Source organism: Tenacibaculum sp. MEBiC06402, from assembly GCF_049239625.1.
Taxonomy (GTDB): domain Bacteria; phylum Bacteroidota; class Bacteroidia; order Flavobacteriales; family Flavobacteriaceae; genus Polaribacter.
In genome coordinates this window covers 196,362-217,434 of the sequence record NZ_JBMKKT010000104.1, presented here as the reverse complement: position 1 = coordinate 217,434, position 21,073 = coordinate 196,362, and the positions used below count along the sequence as shown (strand labels likewise).

Below are 21,073 nucleotides of genomic sequence, written 5' to 3'. Positions count from 1 at the left end.
CACTTGTTGAAACTAAAAAACATAAAGAGGTCTTTATTTGTAGTGTATGCAATTATATGTGCTATTAGTGTGTATTTAATTGTTGTTAATCATCAATATAAATTCGAGATTAAACCATTTCCAACTCTCATATTAATTGCTTTGTATCTAATCGAAACAAAGAAATATAATAAAACGCATATAGGTTTTCTATTTTTAAGTTTGATTGGAGATATTTTTACATCAATTGCTTATGGTTTTAATATTGGTATAATCTCTTACGGGATGGCATATTTGTTATTAGTAAATTCTATAAGCAAGTACATTAATAAAGAAACCTATAAACTACTATTAATTTATTTGTTGTTATTCGGTTTCTTATTTACCATTGTTTATGTTTTTGTTTTAAACGATCCTGGTAATTCTATGATTCCTATTTTGTTTTATGGAGTTTGTATTTGCCTTGTTACTTCGTTTATATTAATGAATTACATCGAGAGTATGGAACATGCTAATTTTATTTTACTTGTCGCTATTGGGTTTAGAATTATTTCTGATTCAATTTATGCGATAGTTTTGTTTAGCGAAACCGATGTGTATTTTGATATTTTCTCACTGAGTACTTTATTAATCTCTAATTTCTTATTTTACAGAGGTTTTTTATTTAATGAAAAGCGAGTTTCAAATTTTTTTAATCGAATTATGTAAAGAAGGTTTTGTAAATTAAATTTATAAAAGTTTGAATAGAGTTACCAAAATAGGGTTGTTTTTAGGATTTGTTTTAACAGGTATTTTGTACTTATACATGCTAGCCACTGTTACTTCTGATAACAATGCTTTGAGAAATTCTCTAAAACCTATACCAATCATTTTTCTTTTGATGCTCTATAGTTTTGAGAGTAAAATAAAAAGTCCTCTAATAATTTCTACCTTTTTACTTATTGTAATTGCCGATATTGTAAGTGCTGCGTTAAATATGTTTTGGTTAGCACTAATTATATATGGTCTTGGAAATCTTCTCTTAGTAAGAATGATGTTACAAACGATTTCAAAACGTGCAAAAAAAGAGTTGCTTATCTATTTTCTTTTATCTGTAATTTTATTTTTAATAGTATTTGTTTATGTAATTCAAGATAAAGGAAATTGTTACTTTTCAATTTTATTTTATGGATTAACTGTTTCATTATTATTTTCAGTTTCCTTATTGAATTATAAACACGAAATGATTTTAGCTAATGGATTATTGTTCCTAACTATTGGAGTTCGTGTAATTTCTGATGCTGTTTATGCTGTGGTAATTTTTAATATATCAAATGTTTATTTTGATTTGATTTCTTTAAGTATTTGGATGATATCGTGCTTTTTATTTTATAAATCATTTCTTTTAAGAGAAAAACATTTAAGCAGCTAATTTGAATTTATCTTTTATGAAAAACTTTAGAACAATTCTTTTTTCGATTCTATTTTTAATTGTTTCTTTCTGTGAGATTTATGGTGTACTAATCCATAGTGAGTTATTAGAGTTTATTTTTAAACCTTTAATCACAGTTTCGCTAGCGGTTTTATATTTAGTATCCGTAAAAAAACCAAGTTTCTTGTATATATCAGCATTGTTTTTCTCTTTTTGGGGAGATGTTTTATTATTATTTCCGGAGAGGTTTTTTGTTCTTGGTTTAGTTTCTTTTCTACTGACTCATGTGCTGTATATTAAACTTATAAATGGATTTTTACCTAAACTAAACGTTGCTGTATTTGTTAAATTTGCTCTTGTTTTTCTAGGGTATTTTGGTGGAGTAGTTTTTTTGATTAAAGATAACCTTAAAGAGCTACTGATTCCGGTTATAGTATATGGTTTAGTTATTTCTGCTTTCGGAACGTTTTCTTTGGTAAATTATATAAAAAACAAAGCAACCGAAAACTTATGGTTGCTTATAGGTGCTATTGTTTTTATTCTATCAGACAGTATAATAGCGATTAATAAATTTTATTTGATGAATACTGATTTAGGAAGCCTAATAATGATTACTTATATAGTTGCTCAATATTTAATTTGTAAGGCTTTAATTGCTAAATCACTAAAGTCAGAATTATAAATCTAAAAAGGGAATATCTTTTTTATTGAAAAACAGTAAAATTCCACCTGAGATTAAAGTGATAACGGCCATCATAAACAAAGTACCTCCGTCGTTATTGTGTGTTATGCCGATTTTTGTTAAATGAGAGAAAATAGCACCTCCCATTAATCCCACTGTTAATGCGGCGCCTAACCAAACTCTTCTAGGTATAAATAGTAAAATAGATGCAATTAGTTCTAAAACCCCTGTACCAATTCTCATTAATTGTTCATTTTCTCCAGCAACTTTTGTAAATAGGTCAATGCTTTCTTGAGCACCAGTGAACTTAAAAAACAATGTTTGTAACATTATTACAGCTGCGATAATTTTTAATATAAGTGGCAAACGTGTTTTCATAATTATTTAAAATTTGTTTTGGAATTAGACGGAACAATTTAAACATCATTTCAAAAATGTTAAAATAAAATGAATTTGCGAAAAATAAGGGGTGTATAGGGTTTCAATTTATTAGTCTATTCTAAGTTTTATAGAAATAAGATTTTCTAGTTGAGTTTTCATTATTGAGATAAAATTAAACAAGCTTAGAAAATTTGTATATTCTGTAAATAAACCGCTTTTCATACAAAATAAAGCAGTAATTTTGAGTCAAATTTTAAGAAGGAAATGCAAAAATTTATTGGAACAGGAGTTGCTTTGGTTACTCCTTTTTTAGAAGATGGTTCTGTTGACTTTGACGGATTAGAAAGATTAGTTAATTACCAAATAGAGAATGGAATTGATTACTTAGTTGTTCTCGGAACAACAGGTGAACCAGCAACGTTATCTAAAGATGAAAAAGAGGCTGTGAAATCGAAGATTATTGAAGTCAATAATGGAAGACTCCCTCTAGTTATTGGAATTGGAGGAAATAATACAGCAGCAGTTGTTGAGGAGATTAAATATACTGATTTGTCGAGTTTTGATGCGATACTTTCAGTTTCGCCATATTACAACAAACCAACTCAAGAAGGTATTTATCAACATTTTAAAAAAGTTGCAGAGGCTACTGATAAACCGATTATCTTATATAATGTACCAGGAAGAACATCTTCAAATATGTCTCCTGAAGTAATTGTTCGTTTAGCGAATGATTTCGAAAACGTTATCGCGGTTAAAGAAGCGAAAGGAGATATGGTACAAGCTATGAAGATTATTCAAAATGTACCGGAAGACTTTTTAGTTATTTCTGGCGATGATATGATTGCTCTTCCAATGGTTTTGGCAGGGGGAGCAGGAGTTATTAGTGTAATAGCTCAAGGTTTGCCAAAGAAGTTTTCTAATTTAATTAGACTTGGACTGGATGGAAATCCAAAAGAAGCTTATAAACTACATTACAACGTAGCAGATAGCATAGATTTAATTTTTGAAGAAGGAAACCCTGCAGGAATCAAGGCAATGTTGCAGAAATTAGGTGTATGCGAAGACGTGGTTAGGTTGCCGTTGGTAAAAGCTTCAGAATCTCTGCAAACTCGAATTTCCGACTTTATGGATCATCAATAAAGCAAATACAGCTATAAGAAAATAAATAAAGCTCATAATGCAGAATTATGAGCTTTTTTGCATCTTTGTTGTAGTAAAAATAGAGAATTATGTTATCAGAAAAAATAGAGTCAGCATTAAATAAACAAGTTCAAATAGAAGCGCAGTCATCTCAAGTATATTTAGCAATGGCATCTTGGGCTGAAGTTCAAGGTTTCGAAGGAGTTTCTCAATTTATGTACGCACATTCCGATGAAGAACGTATGCACATGTTAAAGCTCGTTAAGTTTATTAACGAAAGAGGAGGTCATGCAATGGTTCCAGCATTAGAAGCGCCATCACCTAAGTTTGGTTCTTTCAAAGATATGTTCCAAACGTTATTTGATCATGAAGTAATGGTTTCTAAGTCAATAAACGATTTAGTTCATATTACTCTCGAGGCAAGAGATTACGCAACTCATAACTTTTTACAATGGTATGTTGCCGAACAAATCGAAGAAGAAGCATTAGCTCGAACCATTCTAGATAAAATCAATTTAATTGGTGATGATAAAGGTGGATTGTACTTATTTGATAATGATGTAAAGCAGTTAGTTGGTCAAGAAAATGCACCGCAGTAAATTTAACAAACGTTTAATAGCATCTTATTGTTAATTATGCGTTATTGCACAAGAACTCGTAGCTACGAATTCATTTTAATAATACATAATTAATTACTAATTTTGCAAAATGCAAAAAATGATCAGAAAGATATATTTCGTTTTATCGTTAGTCCTGTTGACTTCGTGTGGTGAGTACCAAAAGGTTTTAAACAGAGGTACCATAGAAGAGCAATACAAGATGGCGGTAAAAATGTATGAAGCTAAAAAATATAGTAAAGCTTTACGTTTATTTGAAAAAGTTACGCCAGCATATCGTAACAAGCCACAAATGGAAAGAATTCAATATATGGTGGCCAATTCAAATTTTAATGAAAAGAATTTCAGTATAGCTGGATATTACTTTAATCGTTTTTCTCAGAATTATCCAAAAAGTTCAAAGAAAGAGGAAGCAGATTTTTTATCGGCGTTGAGCTATTATAAGGCAGCTCCTATATATAGTAAAGATCCTACAGATACGAATAAGGCGTTGGAATCTTTTCAATCTTTTATAGACAAATATCCAGATTCACCGCGTTTGGCGGAGGCAAACAAATTTTATAACGAATTGCAGTTTAAGTTAGAAACAAAAGCTTTTGAAATAGCAAAAGGTTATTATACTACCGCGCAAACTGACCCAAGAAATTATAGAGCAGCGATAACTGCTTTTGATAATTTATTGACAGATTATTTAGGTACTCGTTACAAAGAGGAAGCATTATTCTTGCGATTTAGATCTGCTCATGATTTAGCTCTTAAAAGTAAAATTAAAAGAAAAGAAGAGCGTATCAAAAATGCGGTAAAAGCATACGAAAAGTTCAAACGTAATTTCCCTGAGTCTAAATTTAAAAAAGAATCAGAAGAAATGTTAGCAGTATTAAATAAAGAACAAGAGAGAATACAGCAATTAATAGTTAATAGTAAAAGTTAAATATGAATTATAAAGAAACGAAGGCAGCAGCTACTACGGTAACTTACAATAGAGAAGCCATAGAAGCTCCAACAAATAACATTTACGAAGCGATTTCTATTATAGCAAAAAGAGCAACTCAAATTAATTCTGACCTAAAGAAAGAATTAGTTGATAAGCTTGATGAATTTGCTACTTACAATGATAGTCTAGAAGAAGTTTTCGAAAATAAAGAGCAAATTGAAGTTTCTAAATTTTATGAGCGTTTACCGAAACCAACGGCTATTGCTGTTGAAGAATGGTTAAACGAAAGAGTTTATCATAGATCTCCAGACAACAAATAAATGTCTGTACTTCAAGGAAAAAAAGTACTATTAGGTATAACAGCTGGAATTGCAGCATATAAAACCGCTAGTTTAGTACGTTTATTTATAAAATCAGGCGCAGAAGTCAAAGTAATTATGACTCCTGCGTCTAAAGATTTTATAACACCTCTAACACTTTCTACACTTTCCAAAAACCCAGTTCATTCTGCTTTTTATGATCAAGAAGATGAAAATGAACTTTGGAATAATCATGTTGAATTAGGTCTTTGGGCAGATATTATGTTAATCGCCCCTACAACAGCTAATACATTATCAAAAATGACCAATGGCGTTTGTGATAATTTATTACTAGCAACCTATTTGTCAGCTAAATGTCCAGTTTATTTTGCACCTGCTATGGATTTAGACATGTACAAACATGCCTCTACAAAAAATAGTTTAGAGAAATTACAAAGTTTTGGGAATATTATGATTCCAGCAACTTCTGGTGAATTGGCTAGTGGTTTGGTTGGTGAAGGAAGAATGGCAGAACCTGAGGATATCGTTGATTTTATTACTAATGACATCTTATCAAAATTACCTCTTAAAGGCAAAAAGCTCTTATTAACAGCTGGACCAACATATGAAGCAATTGATCCAGTTCGTTTTATTGGGAATCATTCCTCTGGTAAAATGGGATTTGAAATAGCAAAAGCAGCAGCCAGTTTAGGAGCTGAAGTTTTTCTTGTTTCAGGACCTTCACATCAAACTGTAAAGCATTCATTGATTCATAGAATTGATGTAAAATCAGCGGAACAAATGTATAATGCCTGCCATGAATATTATAAAGATGTTGATATTGCAATATTATCAGCTGCCGTTGCAGATTATCGCCCAAAAAATGTTGCTGATAAAAAAATAAAAAAGAAAGATGCTTCGTTAGTAATAGAGCTTGAACCTACACAAGATATTTTAAAATCTTTAGGAGCAGCGAAAAAGAATCAATTTTTAGTGGGATTTGCGTTAGAAACAAATGACGAAGTTTCAAACGCTAAAAAGAAAATCGAAGGAAAAAATTTAGATCTTATTGTTTTGAATTCTCTCCGAGATAAAGGAGCTGGTTTTGCTGGTGATACAAATAAAATTACTATTATTGATTCTGATTTCAATGAAACAGTTTATTCTCTAAAATCGAAGAGGGAGGTAGCTGTTGATATTATTAACGAAATTATTTCAAGAATTAATGCGTAAAATTATCTTTCTTATTTTGCTTTCAATTGGATGTATAAATCCAATCTTTTCTCAAGAAGAATTAAATGCTGTTGTTGTTGTTAATGCAGACCGTGTACAAAGTACTAACAAACAGGTTTTTTCAACTTTAGAGCAGTCTATAACGGAGTTTATCAACCAAACAAGATGGACGAATAAGAAAGTGCTTCCACAAGAACGAATAAATTGTGCATTTACGATCATTATTAACGAACAAAATGGGAATAACTTCAAGGGAAGTATTCAAGTTCAATCTGCAAGACCAGTTTATAATGCTTCTTATGAAACTACCTTACTTAATATAAACGATACTAGTTTTAGTTTTCAATATAACGAGTTTGAGCCGTTGATATTTAATCCAAATAGTTTTGATTCTAACTTGGTTTCAGTAATTGTGTTTTATGTATATACAATTATCGGAATCGATGCCGATTCTTTTGCGTTAAAAGGAGGAGAGAATTATTTAAAACTAGCTCAAAATGTTATGTTACAGGCTCAACAAAGTGGTGATGCAGCTTGGCAAAATGAAGTTGGAGCTCAAAACAGATTTACGTTAATTGATAATTTATTATCATCGAAGTTCAGTACCTTAAGGTCTATTTATTACGATTATCATAGAAAAGGTATGGATAATTTTATCGAAAAAGAAATTGATGCCAAAAAAGCCATTGCACAAAGTGTTATGGATTTGGAGAAATTATTCAATATTACTGTGGGAAACTATATGATTCGTGTTTTTTTGGATGCCAAGTCGGATGAGATTGTTAACATCTTTTCTACTGGTAAAACTACAGGTTACGAGCCGAAATTAAAAGAAATCTTAGAGCGAGTTGCACCTACACAAAATAGTAAGTGGAAAGAAATAAAGCTTTAAGTATGTTTTAACTAGAGAGCTTATTAATTTCTTCTTTTATTTTTTTAAAATTCCTTATTTTTACGGGCTATAAAAGATAGCTTTTGTTACATCATTTATCCATACAAAATTACGCCTTAATAGATGAGTTATCTATCAATTTTTCTGATGGATTGTCTATTATTACAGGAGAAACAGGTTCAGGAAAATCAATTCTTTTAGGAGCTTTAGGACTAGTTCTTGGTAATAGAGCAGACCTTGGTTCTTTAAAGAATAATGAATCTAAATGTATAATTGAAGCCGAATTTGATTTAACAGCATATGTACTTCAAGACTTTTTTGAAGCAAATGATTTGGATTATGAGGATAAAACTATCATCAGAAGAGAAATTTTGCCTTCTGGTAAATCAAGGGCTTTTGTAAACGATACACCAGTAAACTTAAGTTCGTTAAGTGAATTAAAATCGAAATTGGTCGATATTCATTCTCAGCATCAAACATTACAAATTTCTGATACTTTATTTCAATTCTCTGTAATTGATGCACTAGCAAAAAATGATAAACGAGTAGCTTCCTATAAACGAGGTTTAAAAAAGTACAATAAGCTTTTAAAAGAGCTTCGATTGTTAAAAGAAAACCAAGAGAGCGAAAACCAGCAATACGAGTATAATTTACATTTATTTAAAGAATTAGAAGAGGCTGATTTAAAAGAAAACGAACAACAAGATTTAGAAGCTAAACTTGATGTTTTAAACAATGTTGAAGATATTAAGGTTAATCTTTCTGAAGCTCTTCAGATTACAGTGAGCGAAGAGGTCGGTGCGCAAAACTTGTTATATTCTCTACAAAATACGCTCCAAAAAATAAGTACGTTCTCTAAAGAATATGAAGAATTATATAATAGAGTTGCTAGTATTAAAATAGAGTTAGATGATGTTGCTGATGAATTAGAACGTTCAAATGAGTCAATAGAATTTAATCCAAACGAACTAGAGATTGTAAATGAACGATTACAATTAATTTATTCTTTACAAAAAAAGCATCAAGTCTCATCTTTAGAAGAATTAGCAAGCATCCACCAGCAATTAGCCGAGAAAGTTAGTGGAGTTGAGAATGCTTCAGAAATAATTGATAAAAAACAACAAGAAGTTGATGAGGTTGCTAAGAAGTTGGATGAAGTTGCTATGTTAATTTCAAACCAAAGAAATAAATCGATTCCTAAACTTAAGAAAGAATTAGAGTTTTTACTATCTGAATTAGGAATGCCAAATGCGAGTTTTTCTATTGAAATTACGCCTTCAGAAAATTATTTATCTAATGGAAAGGACGATTTAGCATTTTTGTTTTCAGCAAATAAAGGAGGGAATTTTGGTGAATTAAAGAAGGTTGCTTCTGGAGGAGAATTATCTAGAATTATGCTTTCCATAAAGAAAATTCTTTCAGAAAACACAAAACTACCAACCATTATTTTTGATGAAATTGATACGGGAGTTTCGGGTGAAGTTTCTAATAAAATAGCCAACATAATGCAACAAATGAGTCAATATATGCAGGTAATAGCAATAACGCATTTACCTCAAATCGCCTCAAAAGGAAAATCGCATTATAAAGTATTTAAAGAAGATAAAAATGGTGTTACAGCATCCAATTTAAAATTGCTTTCAACAGATGAAAGAGTCGTTGAAATTGCTGAAATGTTAAGTGGAAAGGATATTTCAGAAAGTGCATTGACCCATGCAAAGGAACTATTAAATTAAAAGGTTATGAGTGATAACAGAGCGGAGGATTTATTTTTCGAGGCAGATCAAATGATTGATGAGAACCAAATTGTTGAGGCCAAAGAAAGATTGTATGATTTATTAGAAGAGTTTCCAGATTACGGAAGAGCTCACAATCATTTAGGATGGTTATATAACTTGAAGTTTAATAACTATCCAAAAGCAAAGAAACATTTAGAATTAGCCATTAAGTTCGCGCCAGATTATCATGCGGCTTACAGTAATTATGCATATTTGTTAATTGATATGAATCTTAATGATGAAATGATTACATTTGGCAACAAAGTCATAAATAGTTCTGTTGTAGATAAATCAACTATTTATAATAAAATGGGACAAGCATTTGAATTAAAAAAAGATTTAATGAGTGCTCACAAACATTATAAATTGGCTATCGGAGAAACACTAAACAACAAAACGTTAGACTCGATATACGCGTCTGTAAATAGGGTAAAAAGAAAAATGAGCCTGATGCAACGCTTAAAATTAATTAACCAATAGGAAAATAAACACTAAAACATGTATAACTTATTAAAAGGTAAGAAAGGAATTATTTTCGGAGCTTTAGATGAGAATTCTATTGCTTGGAAAGTTGCAGAAAGAGCTCATGAAGAAGGAGCTGAGTTTGTATTAACTAATGCACCAATTGCTCTTAGAATGGGACAATTAAATGAATTAGCTGAGAAAACTGGATCGCAAGTTATTCCTGCTGATGCGACTTCTATGGAAGATTTAACGAACTTAGTTGAAAAATCTATGGAAATTTTAGGTGGTAAACTAGACTTTGTTTTACATTCAATCGGAATGTCTGTTAACGTTCGTAAAGGAAAACATTATACAGATCCTAAGTATGATTTTACAACTAAAGGTTGGGATGTATCTGCTGTATCTTTTCATAAAACAATGAACGTTTTATATAACAAGCAAGCTATGAATGAATGGGGAAGTATTGTTGCTTTAACGTATATGGCAGCTCAAAGAGTTTTCCCAGATTATAATGATATGGCTGATAATAAAGCGTATTTAGAATCTATTGCACGTAGTTTTGGTTATTTCTTCGGAAGAGATCATAAAGTTCGTGTAAATACAATTTCACAATCACCAACGGTAACAACTGCAGGTAGTGGAGTTAAGGGGTTTGACGGATTCTTAGCGTATGCAGAAAAAATGTCTCCATTAGGAAACGCTACAGCATTAGAATGTGCAGATTATACAATTTCATTATTCTCAGATTTAACGAAAAAAGTTACATTACAAAACTTATTCCACGATGGAGGATTCTCCAACATGGGAGTGAGTGATGCAGTAATGGAAAGATTTACGGAAGAATAAATTTTTCTTATTAAAAGAATCAAAATACAAGAATGCAAATCTTTAGATTTGCATTTTTTATTGATTATATTTTAATAATTGTCAAACTGTCTCGAAGATTCGGGAGTTTCAGTATCTCATCTTGCTTGATATTTTATAATGATAAGATTCTGAAATAAATTCAGAATGACGATTTAAAATATTATTTAAGATATTTATTTATAGTATTTATGAGTAACATTTCGTTCATAGAAAAAGAATTAGAAGGACTGAGAAAAGAATTAAATCAACATGAGTTATATACATCTCTTAAAAATATTGATGATGTAAAAACTTTTATGGAATCTCATGTATTCGCTGTTTGGGATTTCATGTCGTTGTTAAAGGCTTTACAACAAGAGTTAACCTGTACAACATTACCTTGGTTTCCTAAAGTAAATACAAAAACAGCTCGTTTTATAAATGAAATTGTATTAGGAGAGGAAACAGATGTAAATGAATTAGGCGAGCCTAGAAGTCATTTCGAGATGTATGTAGACGCAATGAAGCAAGTCGGAGCGAGTACTTCAGCTATAGCTAATTTTATTTCTGAAGTATATGACGGAACGAGTATTGAAAACGCATTAACCAAAAGTGAAGTATCTAAAGAAGTTTTGGACTTTGTAAAATTCACTTTTGATGTTATAAATACCAGAGAACCACATTTAATTGGATCTGTATTTACATTTGGTAGAGAAGATGTAATTCCTGATATGTTTATTGAAATTGTTAAGAATACAGAGGAAGAGAAAAATACCAATTATAGTAAATTAATATATTACTTAAATAGACACATTGAATTGGATGGAGATGAACATGGACCTTTATCATTAGAAATGATAGAAGAATTATGTGGCAATGACCAACAAAAATGGGATGATGTGCTGTTTTATGCCAAAGAAGCGCTTCGAAAGAGGATTCAGCTTTGGGATGGGATAGTAAAAGAAATAAACGCGTCAGTATTAGCTTAAATGAAATTAAATTTTTCCATAATTATTCCAGTATATAATCGTCCAAATGAAATCGATGAATTGCTAGAAAGCTTTACTAAACAAGATTTTAGTGATGCTTATGAAATTATAATTGTGGAAGATGGTTCTGATAATTCTTCTGAGGGAATAGTTAAAAAGTATTCTTCAAGCCTAAACATTAAGTATTATTACAAGGAGAATTCAGGTGCTGGAATGTCGCGTAATTTTGGAATGGAAAAGGCAACTGGTAACTATTTCATTATTCTAGATTCTGATGTTATTTTACCAAATACTTATTTGAGTAGTGTAAAGAATGCTTTGACACATAATTTTACGGATGCTTTTGGTGGTCCGGATAAAGCTCATGAGAGTTTTACTCCTTTGCAAAAAGCAATTAATTATTCTATGACTTCTGTTTTTACTACAGGAGGAATTCGAGGAAAAAAGAAAAGTGTTGGTAAATTTCAACCGAGAAGTTTCAATATGGGAATTTCCAAAGAAGCTTTTGATAAAACGAAGGGGTTTAATCATTACAAAGTAGGAGAGGACATTGATTTATCTTTTCGATTATGGAACGAAGGATACGACACTCAATTAATTTCTGATGCTTATGTGTATCACAAGAGAAGAACAAGTATCAAACAATTTTTCAAACAAACCTTTTCCTTTGGAACAGCGCGTCCAGAATTAAATAGAAGATTTCCAAGTACAAAAAAAATTACCTATTGGTTTCCAAGTGTTTTTATTTTAGGGTTAGATTTAGGCATAATTTTGTTGTTTTTTGGCTACTCTAAATTGTTATTATTCTACCTAGCTTATTTCATCTTACTTTTCTTTGATTCATTGGCTCAGAATAAAAGTTTCAAAGTTGCTTATTTAAGTATTGTAACCACACTTACTCAATTTTATGGTTACGGATTAGGATTTTTAAAGTCCTTTTTATTTAAGAGTTCTGAATAATTTTTCAAGAATGTTCAAATTATAATAATACGTCATTACGAGGAGCTAACGACGAAGTAACCTCACTTTTGATTTGCAGATTGCTTCATTTCGTTATACTTCATTCGCAATGACGGTAAAATATCTCTTCAGTAATGACATTTTTGATCAATAAGAATTTTGTGAAGAAGTTATAACATTTAAAATTCTCTTTATTTCTTTTAAGTCAGAAACCGTTTGAGGTATTTCGTCAAAATTCAAAGCAGTACTTTCTTGAATTATAATTGAAGCCGAAGCATGAACTTCTGAAAAACCAGCTTTTTTGAAATCAGTAACGTTTTTCGAGTTTATTCCAGATCCAGGTAAGATGATTATCTGATTACCAAATTGCTGATTTAATTTTTGCAATAAAGTTATTCCTTCTAAAGCTTTGTTCTGTTGACCAGAAGTTAATATTCGATCTACTTTTAACTCAATTAACTGTTGTATTCCTTCTATTGGATTCTTAACTAAATCAAAAGCTCTATGAAACGCAAAAGGAAGCGGATAAGCTATTGAAATCAATTCTTTAGTTCTTTCTACGTCAATTGTATTATCCTGCATTAATACACCTGAAACAATCCCATTTACACCTAATGATTTACATTTAATAATGTCTTGTTTCATAATATCGAATTCGGCTTCGGAGTACACAAAATTTCCGCTTCTTGGTCGAATTAAAACAAAGGTTTCTATAGATAGTTCCGAAATCACCTTTTGAATTAATCCATAAGAAGGCGTAATTCCACCAGAATTTAATTCAGAACACAATTCTATTCGATGAGCTCCAGCTTGTTCAGCATTTAAAGCAGATTGATATGAATTTGCACAAATTTCTAATTTCATTATTCAATAATTATTTCATCAATAAAAGTCCAAGCTTTAAAACCAGCGCCTTGTCTTCCTTCTGGAATGATTCCATAGTTTGGAATTTCAATAAATACTTTTGAGGCTTTAAGATCTTTAAATTTTATATTTACATTAACCATTAATGAATCTCTATTTTTTATATTTATGAAATCAGGTTTCTCTTTTATATTACAATCAGAGGAAAAATCAATTTTAATTTTTTTAGGAGCATAAATCCATTGTCCATTTCCATTATGGAAACGCATTTTGATATTTTTTATAGGTGTTATAGAATCTAAATCAATGGTAATTTTTACATCATCTCCAGAGAAACCTAACCACTCTTTATCGCCATATCGTTTATTACTTCCTGAAATTCCATTAATTAGAGCTTGTTTGCCTCCAGCATTATAAGAGCGATGGGGATTAACATTTAAACTAATATTCTTTCCGACAGCTTTATGTAAATTAACTTTCGTGGTAAATAAAGAACTTACTTGAATTTGATTATCAAAGCTGGCAGCTTTAATATTCGTAGTCTTCTCAATTAAAATTGGTTTTTTATAAATCTCGGAGTTTACTGATGGACTTGTTCCGTCTAAAGTAAAACGAACAACGGATTTTCTTGAGGAAGATTTTAATGAATATTCAAGTCCATCTTTTTCATTTTTAGATAATTTTCCGCTTATCTCATGTAAATGATTCGCAAAGTTGACTTTTTTACTTTTTAATTGTTCGTGGAAAATTTCAAGTCTGTTTTTAAAATCTTCAAAATTTCTATGTTTGGGTTTAGACCAAAGAACTTCTGCAAGTGCAACTGCTCTTGGAAAAGTCATGTATTCCACTTTTTCAGGAGTTTTCATGTACTCTGTCCAGACATTTCCTTGAGCTCCTAAAACGTATTTAGATTCTTCTATAGTTAACTCTACAGGAATCGGATTAAAACTATATACTTTTTCAAGTGGTAAAAAACCACCAATAGCTAGAGGTTCGTTTTCATTTTCGGACTGATAATAATCAAAATAACAATGAGAAGTAGGTGTCATGATTACATTATGATGTTCTTTTGCTGCTTTAACAGCTCCTTCAGTTCCTCTCCAAGACATTACTGTGGCATTCGGGGCTAACCCTCCTTCTAAAATTTCATCCCAACCAATAATTTGTTTTCCTTTTGAGTTGATATACTTTTCCATTCTTTTGATAAAGTAGCTTTGCAACCCATGTTCATCTTTTAAGTTTTTTTCCTTGATTAATTGTTGACAAAATTTTGAGTTTTTCCATCTCGTTTTTGGAGCTTCATCACCACCAATATGAATATATTTACTCGGAAATAACTCAATTACTTCGTCAATTACATCTTCCAAAAATTTAAAAGTTGTTTCTGTCGGACAATACACTTCTTCAAATACTCCCCATTTTGTAGCTACTTTAATACTGTCACCGGTGCATCCTAGTTCTGGATAAGCTGCAATTGCTGCCTGAGAGTGTCCAGGCATTTCTATTTCAGGGATAATATCTACAAATCGTTCTGATGCATATTGTACAATTTCCTTTATTTCTTCTTGTGTATAATAACCTCCATATCTTTTTCCATCATATTTCTGTGGTTGGTCATTATAGTGTCCAATTAATGTTTCTTCTCTATATGCTGCAATCTCTTGTAGTTTAGGATATTTTTTTATTTCAATTCTCCAACCTTGATCCTCAGTTAAATGCCAATGAAAAGTATTGTATTTTAAAGAAGCAATAACATCAATATATTTTTTAATAAATGAAACAGGAAACATATGTCTGGCAACGTCTAAATGCATTCCTCGATAAGAAAATTGTGGTTTATCTTTAATTTCTAAACATTGTATCGAAATTTCTTGAGAATCGCTTTTTGAAGGAAGCAACTGAAGTAATGTTTGAACTCCATAAAAAGCTCCTTTAGGAGTTTTGGACTTTATTTGAATGTCTTTTTCCGTTATTGATAAATGATATTCTTCGTTGTTCTTTATTGCGTTATCTATTATAAAAATGATAGAATTTTTTTCAGAACTAGTATTCGGTTTTATATGAAGATTACTTTCTAAATAGGATTTGAAATAATCAATTACTTTTAATAGGCTGTCATCACCTGAAATATAGGTTTCATTAGAAAGAATAAAAGAACCATTTTTAATTTCTTGATATGCTGGTATTGGCATAACTGCTGGTTCAAGAGCTAATTTTTGTTCTTTTTTGCATTGAACAAATATTAATAAAAGCGGTAGGAAGTATTTTAAAATTTTCATTTTAGTATATTAGAAATCTAAAAATAAGAATCTAAACCAAATGAAGCTTAAAACAATATTCCTTTTCTTAATAGGATTATTAATATCTAATTGTAAACAAGAAACAATTACTCCCGCAAAAATTTCAAAGCCTTTAATTTCTTATGTAAATCCATTTATAGGAACAGGTGGTCACGGACATACTTATCCTGGAGCTACAATGCCATTTGGAATGATGCAATTAAGTCCAGATACTCGATTAGATGGATGGGATGGATGTTCTGGGTATCATTATTCTGATGAATATATCTATGGTTTTTCTCATACACATCTAAGTGGAACTGGAGTGTCTGATTATGGTGATATTTTATTAATGCCGACAAACGATATTGTTTTCAATAATGGTGCAGATGGAAAGCCAGGCTATCGTTCAAAGTTTACTCATGATAAAGAAATCGCAGAGGCAGGTTATTATAAAGTTCATTTAGATGATACCAATATTGATATTGAACTAACAGTGTCAGAACGAAGTGGAGTGCATAAATATCAGTTTCCCTCTAGTGAAAACCAAGTGGTAATTCTCGATTTAATTCATCGTGATGAATTATTGGGAGGAGTTATTAATATGATCTCTGATAAAGAAATTTCTGGATATCGATTTTCAAAAGCATGGGCTACCAATCAGAAATTATTCTTCTATATTAAATTTTCGCATTCAATTCAAGACAAACTAGATCATCCAGTTCCGAAGAATAGAGAACAAATTGCTGGGTTTGTTTTTGAAAACCCAAATAACGAACCAGTTTATGTAAAAATTGGAATTTCTGCAGTAGATATTGAAGGAGCTAAAAATAATTTAGATCAAGAAATAGGTAATAAGTCTTTTGAAGAAGTTAAGAATGATGCACAACAAGCTTGGACAAAACAATTAGAGAAAATTGTTGTAGAAAGTAATAATGAAGATTATAAGACTAATTTCTTTACAAGTATGTATCACGCAATGATTGCTCCAAACAAATATCAAGATGTTGATGGAAGATACAGAGGAATGGATTTAAAAATTCATGAAACTAAAGATTTTGATTACTACACTGTTTTCTCACTTTGGGATACATACAGAGCTACACATCCTTTGTATACAATTATTGAACAAGAACGAACAAATGATTTTATCAATACTTTTTTGGCAAAGTATGATGAAGGAGGGATTATGCCAATTTGGGATTTATCTGCAAATTATACTGGCTGTATGATTGGTTATCATGCAGTTCCAGTAATTGCTGATGCTTATTTGAAAGGAATTCAAGGATATGATACCGAGAAAGCATTGCAAGCCATGAAACATTCTGCAACTAGAGATAAGCTTGGATTAGAATCGTATAAAAGTCTTGGGTATATTCCTGTGGAGAAAGAAAGTGAATCGGTTTCTAAAACTTTAGAATATGCATATGATGATTGGACGATTGCTCAAATGGCAAAAGCAATGAATAAGTCTGATGATTATAAGACGTACATAGAAAGAGCTCAGAATTACAAGAATATTTTTGATCCGAAGTCTCAATTTATGAGAGGTCGATTTAGAAATACTTGGTTTGCTACATTTGATCCTTATGAAGTAAACTTTAATTATACAGAAGCCAATGCTTGGCAGTATAGTAATTATGTTCCTCAAGATATTTCAGGATATATGAAGTTGCTAGGAGGGAAGTCTGTTTTAGAAAAGAATTTAGATACACTATTTAAAGCTGAAGCGGAAACTTCAGGTCGTCATCAAGTTGATATTACAGGGTTAATCGGTCAATATGCACATGGAAATGAACCAAGTCACCACATGGCATATTTGTACAATTTTGTTGGAAAACCTCATAAAACTCAGGAAAAGATTCAACAAATTTTAACTGAACAGTATACAAATTCACCAGATGGAATTTCAGGAAATGAAGATTGTGGACAAATGAGTGCTTGGTATATTTTTAGTTCTTTAGGATTTTATCCAGTAACTCCAGGATCAAACCAATATATCATAGGAAAACCTTTGTTTGATAAAGCTTCAATCAATTTAGAAAATGGAAAAATATTTACCATTCAAGCTAAGAATCTTAATAATGATAATATTTATATAAAAGAAGCATTCTTAAATGGAGAATCGTTGAACAGAACCTATATCAGTCATGAAGAAATTATTAATGGAGGATCTTTAGTTTTTGAAATGACAAATTCACCTTCAGATTGGGGAACAAAAGAAGAAGAACTTCCTATAACAAGTATTGATGATCATGTAATAGTTCCTGCACCTTTTATTGAAAAAGGAGAAGTTGCTTTTAAAGGAAATACCGAAGTTGTGCTGTCAAACGTAGAAAAAGATGTGAAGACATTTTACTCATTAAACAGTAATGAATTTATAGAATATAAGAGTTCATTTACCATTGAAGAAAAGTCAACACTGAAAGTTTATTCTCAAAAAGGAGATATTAAAAGTTCGATTATAACTACTAATTTCTATAAAATTGACCCGAATATAAAAATCGAATTAAAAACGAAGTATGCAAATCAATACAATGCAGGTGGAGATAATGCCTTAATTGATGGAATTTTAGGAACAGAAGATTTTAGAACAGGAACATGGCAAGGATACTGGAATGAAGATGTTGAAGCAATTGTTGATTTAGGGAAATCTAAACTAGTTAACATGGTTTCTATTAATTTTTTGGAAGATCAAAGAAGTTGGATTTTCTTACCTACTGAAGTTGCATGTTTTATGTCAAATGATGGAGTAAATTATATTCCTATTGATTATAGTCCTAGAAAAATTGACGCAAATAAGCCTGTAGAGAATGTTAGTATTAAAAATATCCACTTCAAACAACCATCAAGATCATATAGATATGTAAAAATAGTTGCAAAGAAACTTGGGAAATTACCTGAGTGGCATTTAGGCTATCCACACGATGGCCGTTCATGGATTTTTATTGATGAAATAATGATAAAATAATAGAATGAAAGGAAGAAAAATTATAAAAAGTATACTCGTATTTAATCTATGTTTGCTTTCGATGCTCGGTTTTTATGGCTGTAATAACGAAAAGTCAGATTCAAAAACTGGATTAAAGAAAGTTGAAAGTTCAACTAAAGTCACACCTATTGCCATCGGAACTTGGAATTTTCCAGATGCAATTAATGCGGCAGCAGCAGTTTTAAAAAATGGTGGTTCAGCGTTAGATGCAGTTGTTGAAGGTTGTAAAAAGGAGGAAGCTAACCCTAAGAATCAAACTGTTGGAATAGGGGGGGTACCAGATAGAGATGGAGATGTTACATTAGATGCTTGTGTTATGAACGAAAAGGGTGATTACGGAGCTGTAGTTGGAGTAAAAAACATAAAGCACGTAATTTCTTTAGCGAGGAAGGTGATGGAAGAAACACCTCACGCCATTTTAGCTGGAGACGGAGCTGAAAAGTTTGCCCAGGCTAATGGTTTTGTAAAGGAAGATTTGTTAACAGAAGATTCTAAGAAAGCTTGGGAAGAATGGAAAATAAAATCTGAATACAAACCAATTATAAACATCGAAAACCATGATACCATTGGAATGTTAGCTTTAGATGCTGAAGGTAATATTTCTGGAGCTTGTACCACAAGTGGATTGGCTTATAAAATGGCAGGAAGAATTGGAGATTCCCCAATCATTGGTTCAGGTTTATTTATAGATAATGAAGTTGGTGGAGCTGTTGCAACTGGTTTGGGAGAAGAAGTTTTAAAAACTGTCGGTAGTTTTCTAATTGTTGAATTAATGAGGCAAGGAAAATCACCACAAGAAGCTTGTGAGGAAGCAATTCGTAGAATTGTAAGTAAACCAAATAGTAATTATAAAGATTTTCAAGTGTGTTATATTGCACTAAACAAAAAAGGTGAAGTAGGAAGTTATTCTATTCATGAATGGTTTAGTTATAACATATTTAAGAACGGAGAAACAAAAAATATAAAATCAGATTTTTATCTAAAGACCAAATAATTCAAATGACAACAACCAATAAATCGTACAGAACGGCTTTTATTTTTTTAACATCGTTATTTTTCCTTTGGGGATTTATCACGGTATTAGTTGATTCGTTAATTCCAAGATTAAAAGAAGTATTTACTTTATCTTATGGTAAAGCAGCTTTGGTCCAGTTCGCCTTTTTTGGAGCCTATTTTTTATTATCTATTCCAGCAGGTAACATTTTAGCGAAAATTGGGTATAAACGAGGAATTGTATTGGGATTAGCAACAATGGCCCTGGGTTGTTTGTTGTTTTATCCTGCAGCTTCGTATAGAGTTTTCGGAATTTTTATGTTAGCTTATTTCGTATTAGCGGGAGGTATGACAATACTCCAAGTTGCTGCAAATCCTTATGTAGCAGTTTTAGGTTCTGAGGAAGGAGCAAGTAGTAGATTGAATTTATCTCAGGCATTCAATTCTTTAGGAACAACAATTGCCCCTGCCATTGGAGCAATGTTGATATTAAGTGATAAAGTTAAATCTAAAGAAGAAATTGCAAGTTTAACTGCAACTGAAAAAGAGGCTTATTTTATTTCTGAAGCTTCAGCGGTACAGTCTCCATTTTTAGGTATAGCAATTTTTGTAGCGTTATTAGCAATAATATTCGTTTTTGTAAAACTACCTAAAGTGATGGAAAGAATACCAAGTGAAGGTTATAAAGCCTTGCTGGGAAAAAAATCTTTAGTAATGGGTACAATCGCAATTTTTGTATATGTTGGTGCCGAAGTTGCTATTGGAAGTTTCTTAGTAAATTATTTTATGGATATGAACTTGGCTCCATTGATTTCTTCAAATGAAACGATGATGTCAATAGCGAATACAATTGCTACTTTATTCAATAAGACTTTTACCAATTCTGATCCTAAATCTTTATTAGGTGTGTTTGTAGTATTCTATTGGGGAGGAGCGATGATTGGTCGTTTTGTTGGAGCCTATTTAACTAAGATCTTATCTCCTGTAAAAGTGCTAGGTCTATTTGCTTCTCTAGCAATTTTAATGATTATAATTTCCGTTTCAACCACGGGATTAATGTCAATGTGGGCTATTTTAGCGGTTGGGTTGTTTAATTCGATCATGTTCCCAACTATTTTTTCATTAAGTTTAGAAGGATTGGATGATTTGAAACCTCAAGCTTCAGGAGTGTTGTGTACGGCTATTTTTGGAGGAGCGGTTATTCCACCATTATATGGAATGTTGGTTGATAATTTAGGATTTAAATTAGCTTTTGTACTAATTATGATGTGTTACATATACATATATTATTATGGAAGAACGAAATCAAAATTATTATACCAAGAAGATTAGAAACGAA

The 21,073-nt window shown here is 31.2% G+C and carries 20 protein-coding genes; 17 read left to right on the top strand and 3 right to left on the bottom strand.

Annotation, left to right across the window (positions count from 1 at the left end; all coding sequences use genetic code 11):
* The first annotated feature begins 3 nt into the window (after window positions 1–3).
* Genes ACOSP6_RS15270 through ACOSP6_RS15260 form a run of 3 tightly spaced genes read left to right on the top strand, consistent with a single transcriptional unit; the run spans window position 4 to window position 2,072 of the window.
* Window positions 4–687, top strand: coding sequence for a lysoplasmalogenase family protein (locus ACOSP6_RS15270; protein WP_422093854.1), 684 nt, complete (start codon window positions 4–6; stop codon window positions 685–687).
* Between the two features lie 31 nt (window positions 688–718).
* Complete coding sequence (locus tag ACOSP6_RS15265; protein WP_422093855.1) at window positions 719–1,390, top strand: hypothetical protein; 672 nt, start codon at window positions 719–721, stop codon at window positions 1,388–1,390.
* 16 nt (window positions 1,391–1,406) lie between these two features.
* Window positions 1,407–2,072 carry a lysoplasmalogenase gene (locus tag ACOSP6_RS15260; RefSeq protein ID WP_422093856.1) on the top strand — a complete coding sequence of 222 codons (666 nt, stop codon included), beginning with the start codon at window positions 1,407–1,409 and terminating at the stop codon, window positions 2,070–2,072.
* Here the strand turns inward: ACOSP6_RS15260 and ACOSP6_RS15255 are convergent.
* A complete protein-coding gene (locus ACOSP6_RS15255) occupies window positions 2,067–2,450 on the bottom strand; it encodes a DoxX family membrane protein (protein WP_422093857.1) in 384 nt (127 codons plus the stop codon). The two genes, ACOSP6_RS15260 and ACOSP6_RS15255, sit on opposite strands and share 6 nt — an antisense overlap.
* Before the next feature lie 267 nt (window positions 2,451–2,717).
* Here ACOSP6_RS15255 and dapA point away from each other — a divergent pair, with 267 nt between their 5' ends.
* The 11 genes from dapA (at window position 2,718) to ACOSP6_RS15200 (ending at window position 12,606) form a co-directional block, all read left to right on the top strand.
* The gene (gene dapA / locus ACOSP6_RS15250) at window positions 2,718–3,593 is read left to right on the top strand and encodes a 4-hydroxy-tetrahydrodipicolinate synthase (RefSeq protein WP_422093858.1); all 876 of its coding nucleotides are present in this window, start codon (window positions 2,718–2,720) and stop codon (window positions 3,591–3,593) included.
* Between the two features lie 89 nt (window positions 3,594–3,682).
* Window positions 3,683–4,192 carry a ferritin gene (locus ACOSP6_RS15245; protein ID WP_422093859.1) on the top strand — a complete coding sequence of 170 codons (510 nt, stop codon included), beginning with the start codon at window positions 3,683–3,685 and terminating at the stop codon, window positions 4,190–4,192.
* Window positions 4,193–4,310: 118 nt separating this feature from the next.
* Window positions 4,311–5,141: an outer membrane protein assembly factor BamD gene (locus tag ACOSP6_RS15240; RefSeq protein ID WP_422093860.1), complete on the top strand. Its 831-nt coding sequence runs from the start codon at window positions 4,311–4,313 to the stop codon at window positions 5,139–5,141.
* A 2-nt stretch (window positions 5,142–5,143) separates the two neighbouring features.
* A complete protein-coding gene (locus tag ACOSP6_RS15235) occupies window positions 5,144–5,464 on the top strand; it encodes a DNA-directed RNA polymerase subunit omega (RefSeq protein WP_422093861.1) in 321 nt (106 codons plus the stop codon).
* Window positions 5,465–6,676: a bifunctional phosphopantothenoylcysteine decarboxylase/phosphopantothenate--cysteine ligase CoaBC gene (coaBC, locus tag ACOSP6_RS15230; protein WP_422093862.1), complete on the top strand. Its 1,212-nt coding sequence runs from the start codon at window positions 5,465–5,467 to the stop codon at window positions 6,674–6,676. It abuts the gene before it with no gap.
* Window positions 6,669–7,568 (top strand): DUF4835 family protein, encoded by a 900-nt coding sequence (locus ACOSP6_RS15225; protein WP_422093863.1) that lies wholly within the window; start codon window positions 6,669–6,671, stop codon window positions 7,566–7,568. The genes coaBC and ACOSP6_RS15225 overlap by 8 nt, the downstream gene beginning before the upstream one ends.
* An 83-nt stretch (window positions 7,569–7,651) precedes the next feature.
* Window positions 7,652–9,304: a DNA repair protein RecN gene (recN, locus tag ACOSP6_RS15220; protein WP_422093864.1), complete on the top strand. Its 1,653-nt coding sequence runs from the start codon at window positions 7,652–7,654 to the stop codon at window positions 9,302–9,304.
* Window positions 9,305–9,310: 6 nt separating this feature from the next.
* On the top strand, window positions 9,311–9,826 hold the full coding sequence (locus tag ACOSP6_RS15215) for a tetratricopeptide repeat protein (protein WP_422093865.1): 516 nt from the start codon (window positions 9,311–9,313) through the stop codon (window positions 9,824–9,826).
* Between the two features lie 18 nt (window positions 9,827–9,844).
* Window positions 9,845–10,657 carry an enoyl-ACP reductase FabI gene (locus ACOSP6_RS15210; protein ID WP_348711574.1) on the top strand — a complete coding sequence of 271 codons (813 nt, stop codon included), beginning with the start codon at window positions 9,845–9,847 and terminating at the stop codon, window positions 10,655–10,657.
* A 209-nt stretch (window positions 10,658–10,866) separates the two neighbouring features.
* Window positions 10,867–11,646, top strand: coding sequence for a DUF3050 domain-containing protein (locus tag ACOSP6_RS15205; RefSeq protein WP_422093866.1), 780 nt, complete (start codon window positions 10,867–10,869; stop codon window positions 11,644–11,646).
* Window positions 11,647–12,606, top strand: coding sequence for a glycosyltransferase (locus ACOSP6_RS15200; protein WP_422093867.1), 960 nt, complete (start codon window positions 11,647–11,649; stop codon window positions 12,604–12,606). It abuts the gene before it with no gap.
* A gap of 147 nt (window positions 12,607–12,753) precedes the next feature.
* On the opposite strand, the gene ACOSP6_RS15195 is transcribed toward ACOSP6_RS15200, so the two are convergent.
* Both ACOSP6_RS15195 and ACOSP6_RS15190 read right to left on the bottom strand, forming a co-directional pair.
* The gene (locus ACOSP6_RS15195) at window positions 12,754–13,470 is read right to left on the bottom strand and encodes a copper homeostasis protein CutC (RefSeq protein ID WP_422093868.1); all 717 of its coding nucleotides are present in this window, start codon (window positions 13,468–13,470) and stop codon (window positions 12,754–12,756) included.
* Complete coding sequence (locus ACOSP6_RS15190) at window positions 13,470–15,749, bottom strand: beta-N-acetylhexosaminidase (RefSeq protein WP_422093869.1); 2,280 nt, start codon at window positions 15,747–15,749, stop codon at window positions 13,470–13,472. The genes ACOSP6_RS15195 and ACOSP6_RS15190 overlap by 1 nt, the downstream gene beginning before the upstream one ends.
* Window positions 15,750–15,789: 40 nt before the next feature.
* Here ACOSP6_RS15190 and ACOSP6_RS15185 point away from each other — a divergent pair, with 40 nt between their 5' ends.
* Genes ACOSP6_RS15185 through ACOSP6_RS15175 form a run of 3 tightly spaced genes read left to right on the top strand, consistent with a single transcriptional unit; the run spans window position 15,790 to window position 21,066 of the window.
* Complete coding sequence (locus tag ACOSP6_RS15185; protein WP_422093870.1) at window positions 15,790–18,720, top strand: GH92 family glycosyl hydrolase; 2,931 nt, start codon at window positions 15,790–15,792, stop codon at window positions 18,718–18,720.
* Window positions 18,721–18,724: 4 nt separating this feature from the next.
* Window positions 18,725–19,735, top strand: coding sequence for an isoaspartyl peptidase/L-asparaginase family protein (locus tag ACOSP6_RS15180; RefSeq protein WP_422093871.1), 1,011 nt, complete (start codon window positions 18,725–18,727; stop codon window positions 19,733–19,735).
* Between the two features lie 5 nt (window positions 19,736–19,740).
* Entirely contained in the window at window positions 19,741–21,066 is a 1,326-nt protein-coding gene (locus ACOSP6_RS15175; RefSeq protein ID WP_422093872.1) for a sugar MFS transporter, read from the top strand.
* Window positions 21,067–21,073: the final 7 nt, after the last annotated feature.

Excerpts from the sequence above, each read along its gene's own strand:
- ACOSP6_RS15260 (WP_422093856.1), top strand. The coding sequence starts at position 1,407 with ATGAAAAACTTTAGAACAATTCTTTTTTCGATTCTATTTTTAATTGTT.
- ACOSP6_RS15255 (WP_422093857.1), bottom strand. The coding sequence starts at position 2,450 with ATGAAAACACGTTTGCCACTTATATTAAAAATTATCGCAGCTGTAATA.
- dapA (WP_422093858.1), top strand. The coding sequence starts at position 2,718 with ATGCAAAAATTTATTGGAACAGGAGTTGCTTTGGTTACTCCTTTTTTA.
- ACOSP6_RS15245 (WP_422093859.1), top strand. The coding sequence starts at position 3,683 with ATGTTATCAGAAAAAATAGAGTCAGCATTAAATAAACAAGTTCAAATA.
- ACOSP6_RS15240 (WP_422093860.1), top strand. The coding sequence starts at position 4,311 with ATGATCAGAAAGATATATTTCGTTTTATCGTTAGTCCTGTTGACTTCG.
- ACOSP6_RS15235 (WP_422093861.1), top strand. The coding sequence starts at position 5,144 with ATGAATTATAAAGAAACGAAGGCAGCAGCTACTACGGTAACTTACAAT.
- coaBC (WP_422093862.1), top strand. The coding sequence starts at position 5,465 with ATGTCTGTACTTCAAGGAAAAAAAGTACTATTAGGTATAACAGCTGGA.
- ACOSP6_RS15225 (WP_422093863.1), top strand. The coding sequence starts at position 6,669 with ATGCGTAAAATTATCTTTCTTATTTTGCTTTCAATTGGATGTATAAAT.
- ACOSP6_RS15215 (WP_422093865.1), top strand. The coding sequence starts at position 9,311 with ATGAGTGATAACAGAGCGGAGGATTTATTTTTCGAGGCAGATCAAATG.
- ACOSP6_RS15210 (WP_348711574.1), top strand. The coding sequence starts at position 9,845 with ATGTATAACTTATTAAAAGGTAAGAAAGGAATTATTTTCGGAGCTTTA.
- ACOSP6_RS15205 (WP_422093866.1), top strand. The coding sequence starts at position 10,867 with ATGAGTAACATTTCGTTCATAGAAAAAGAATTAGAAGGACTGAGAAAA.
- ACOSP6_RS15200 (WP_422093867.1), top strand. The coding sequence starts at position 11,647 with ATGAAATTAAATTTTTCCATAATTATTCCAGTATATAATCGTCCAAAT.
- ACOSP6_RS15195 (WP_422093868.1), bottom strand. The coding sequence starts at position 13,470 with ATGAAATTAGAAATTTGTGCAAATTCATATCAATCTGCTTTAAATGCT.
- ACOSP6_RS15190 (WP_422093869.1), bottom strand. The coding sequence starts at position 15,749 with ATGAAAATTTTAAAATACTTCCTACCGCTTTTATTAATATTTGTTCAA.
- ACOSP6_RS15185 (WP_422093870.1), top strand. The coding sequence starts at position 15,790 with ATGAAGCTTAAAACAATATTCCTTTTCTTAATAGGATTATTAATATCT.
- ACOSP6_RS15180 (WP_422093871.1), top strand. The coding sequence starts at position 18,725 with ATGAAAGGAAGAAAAATTATAAAAAGTATACTCGTATTTAATCTATGT.
- ACOSP6_RS15175 (WP_422093872.1), top strand. The coding sequence starts at position 19,741 with ATGACAACAACCAATAAATCGTACAGAACGGCTTTTATTTTTTTAACA.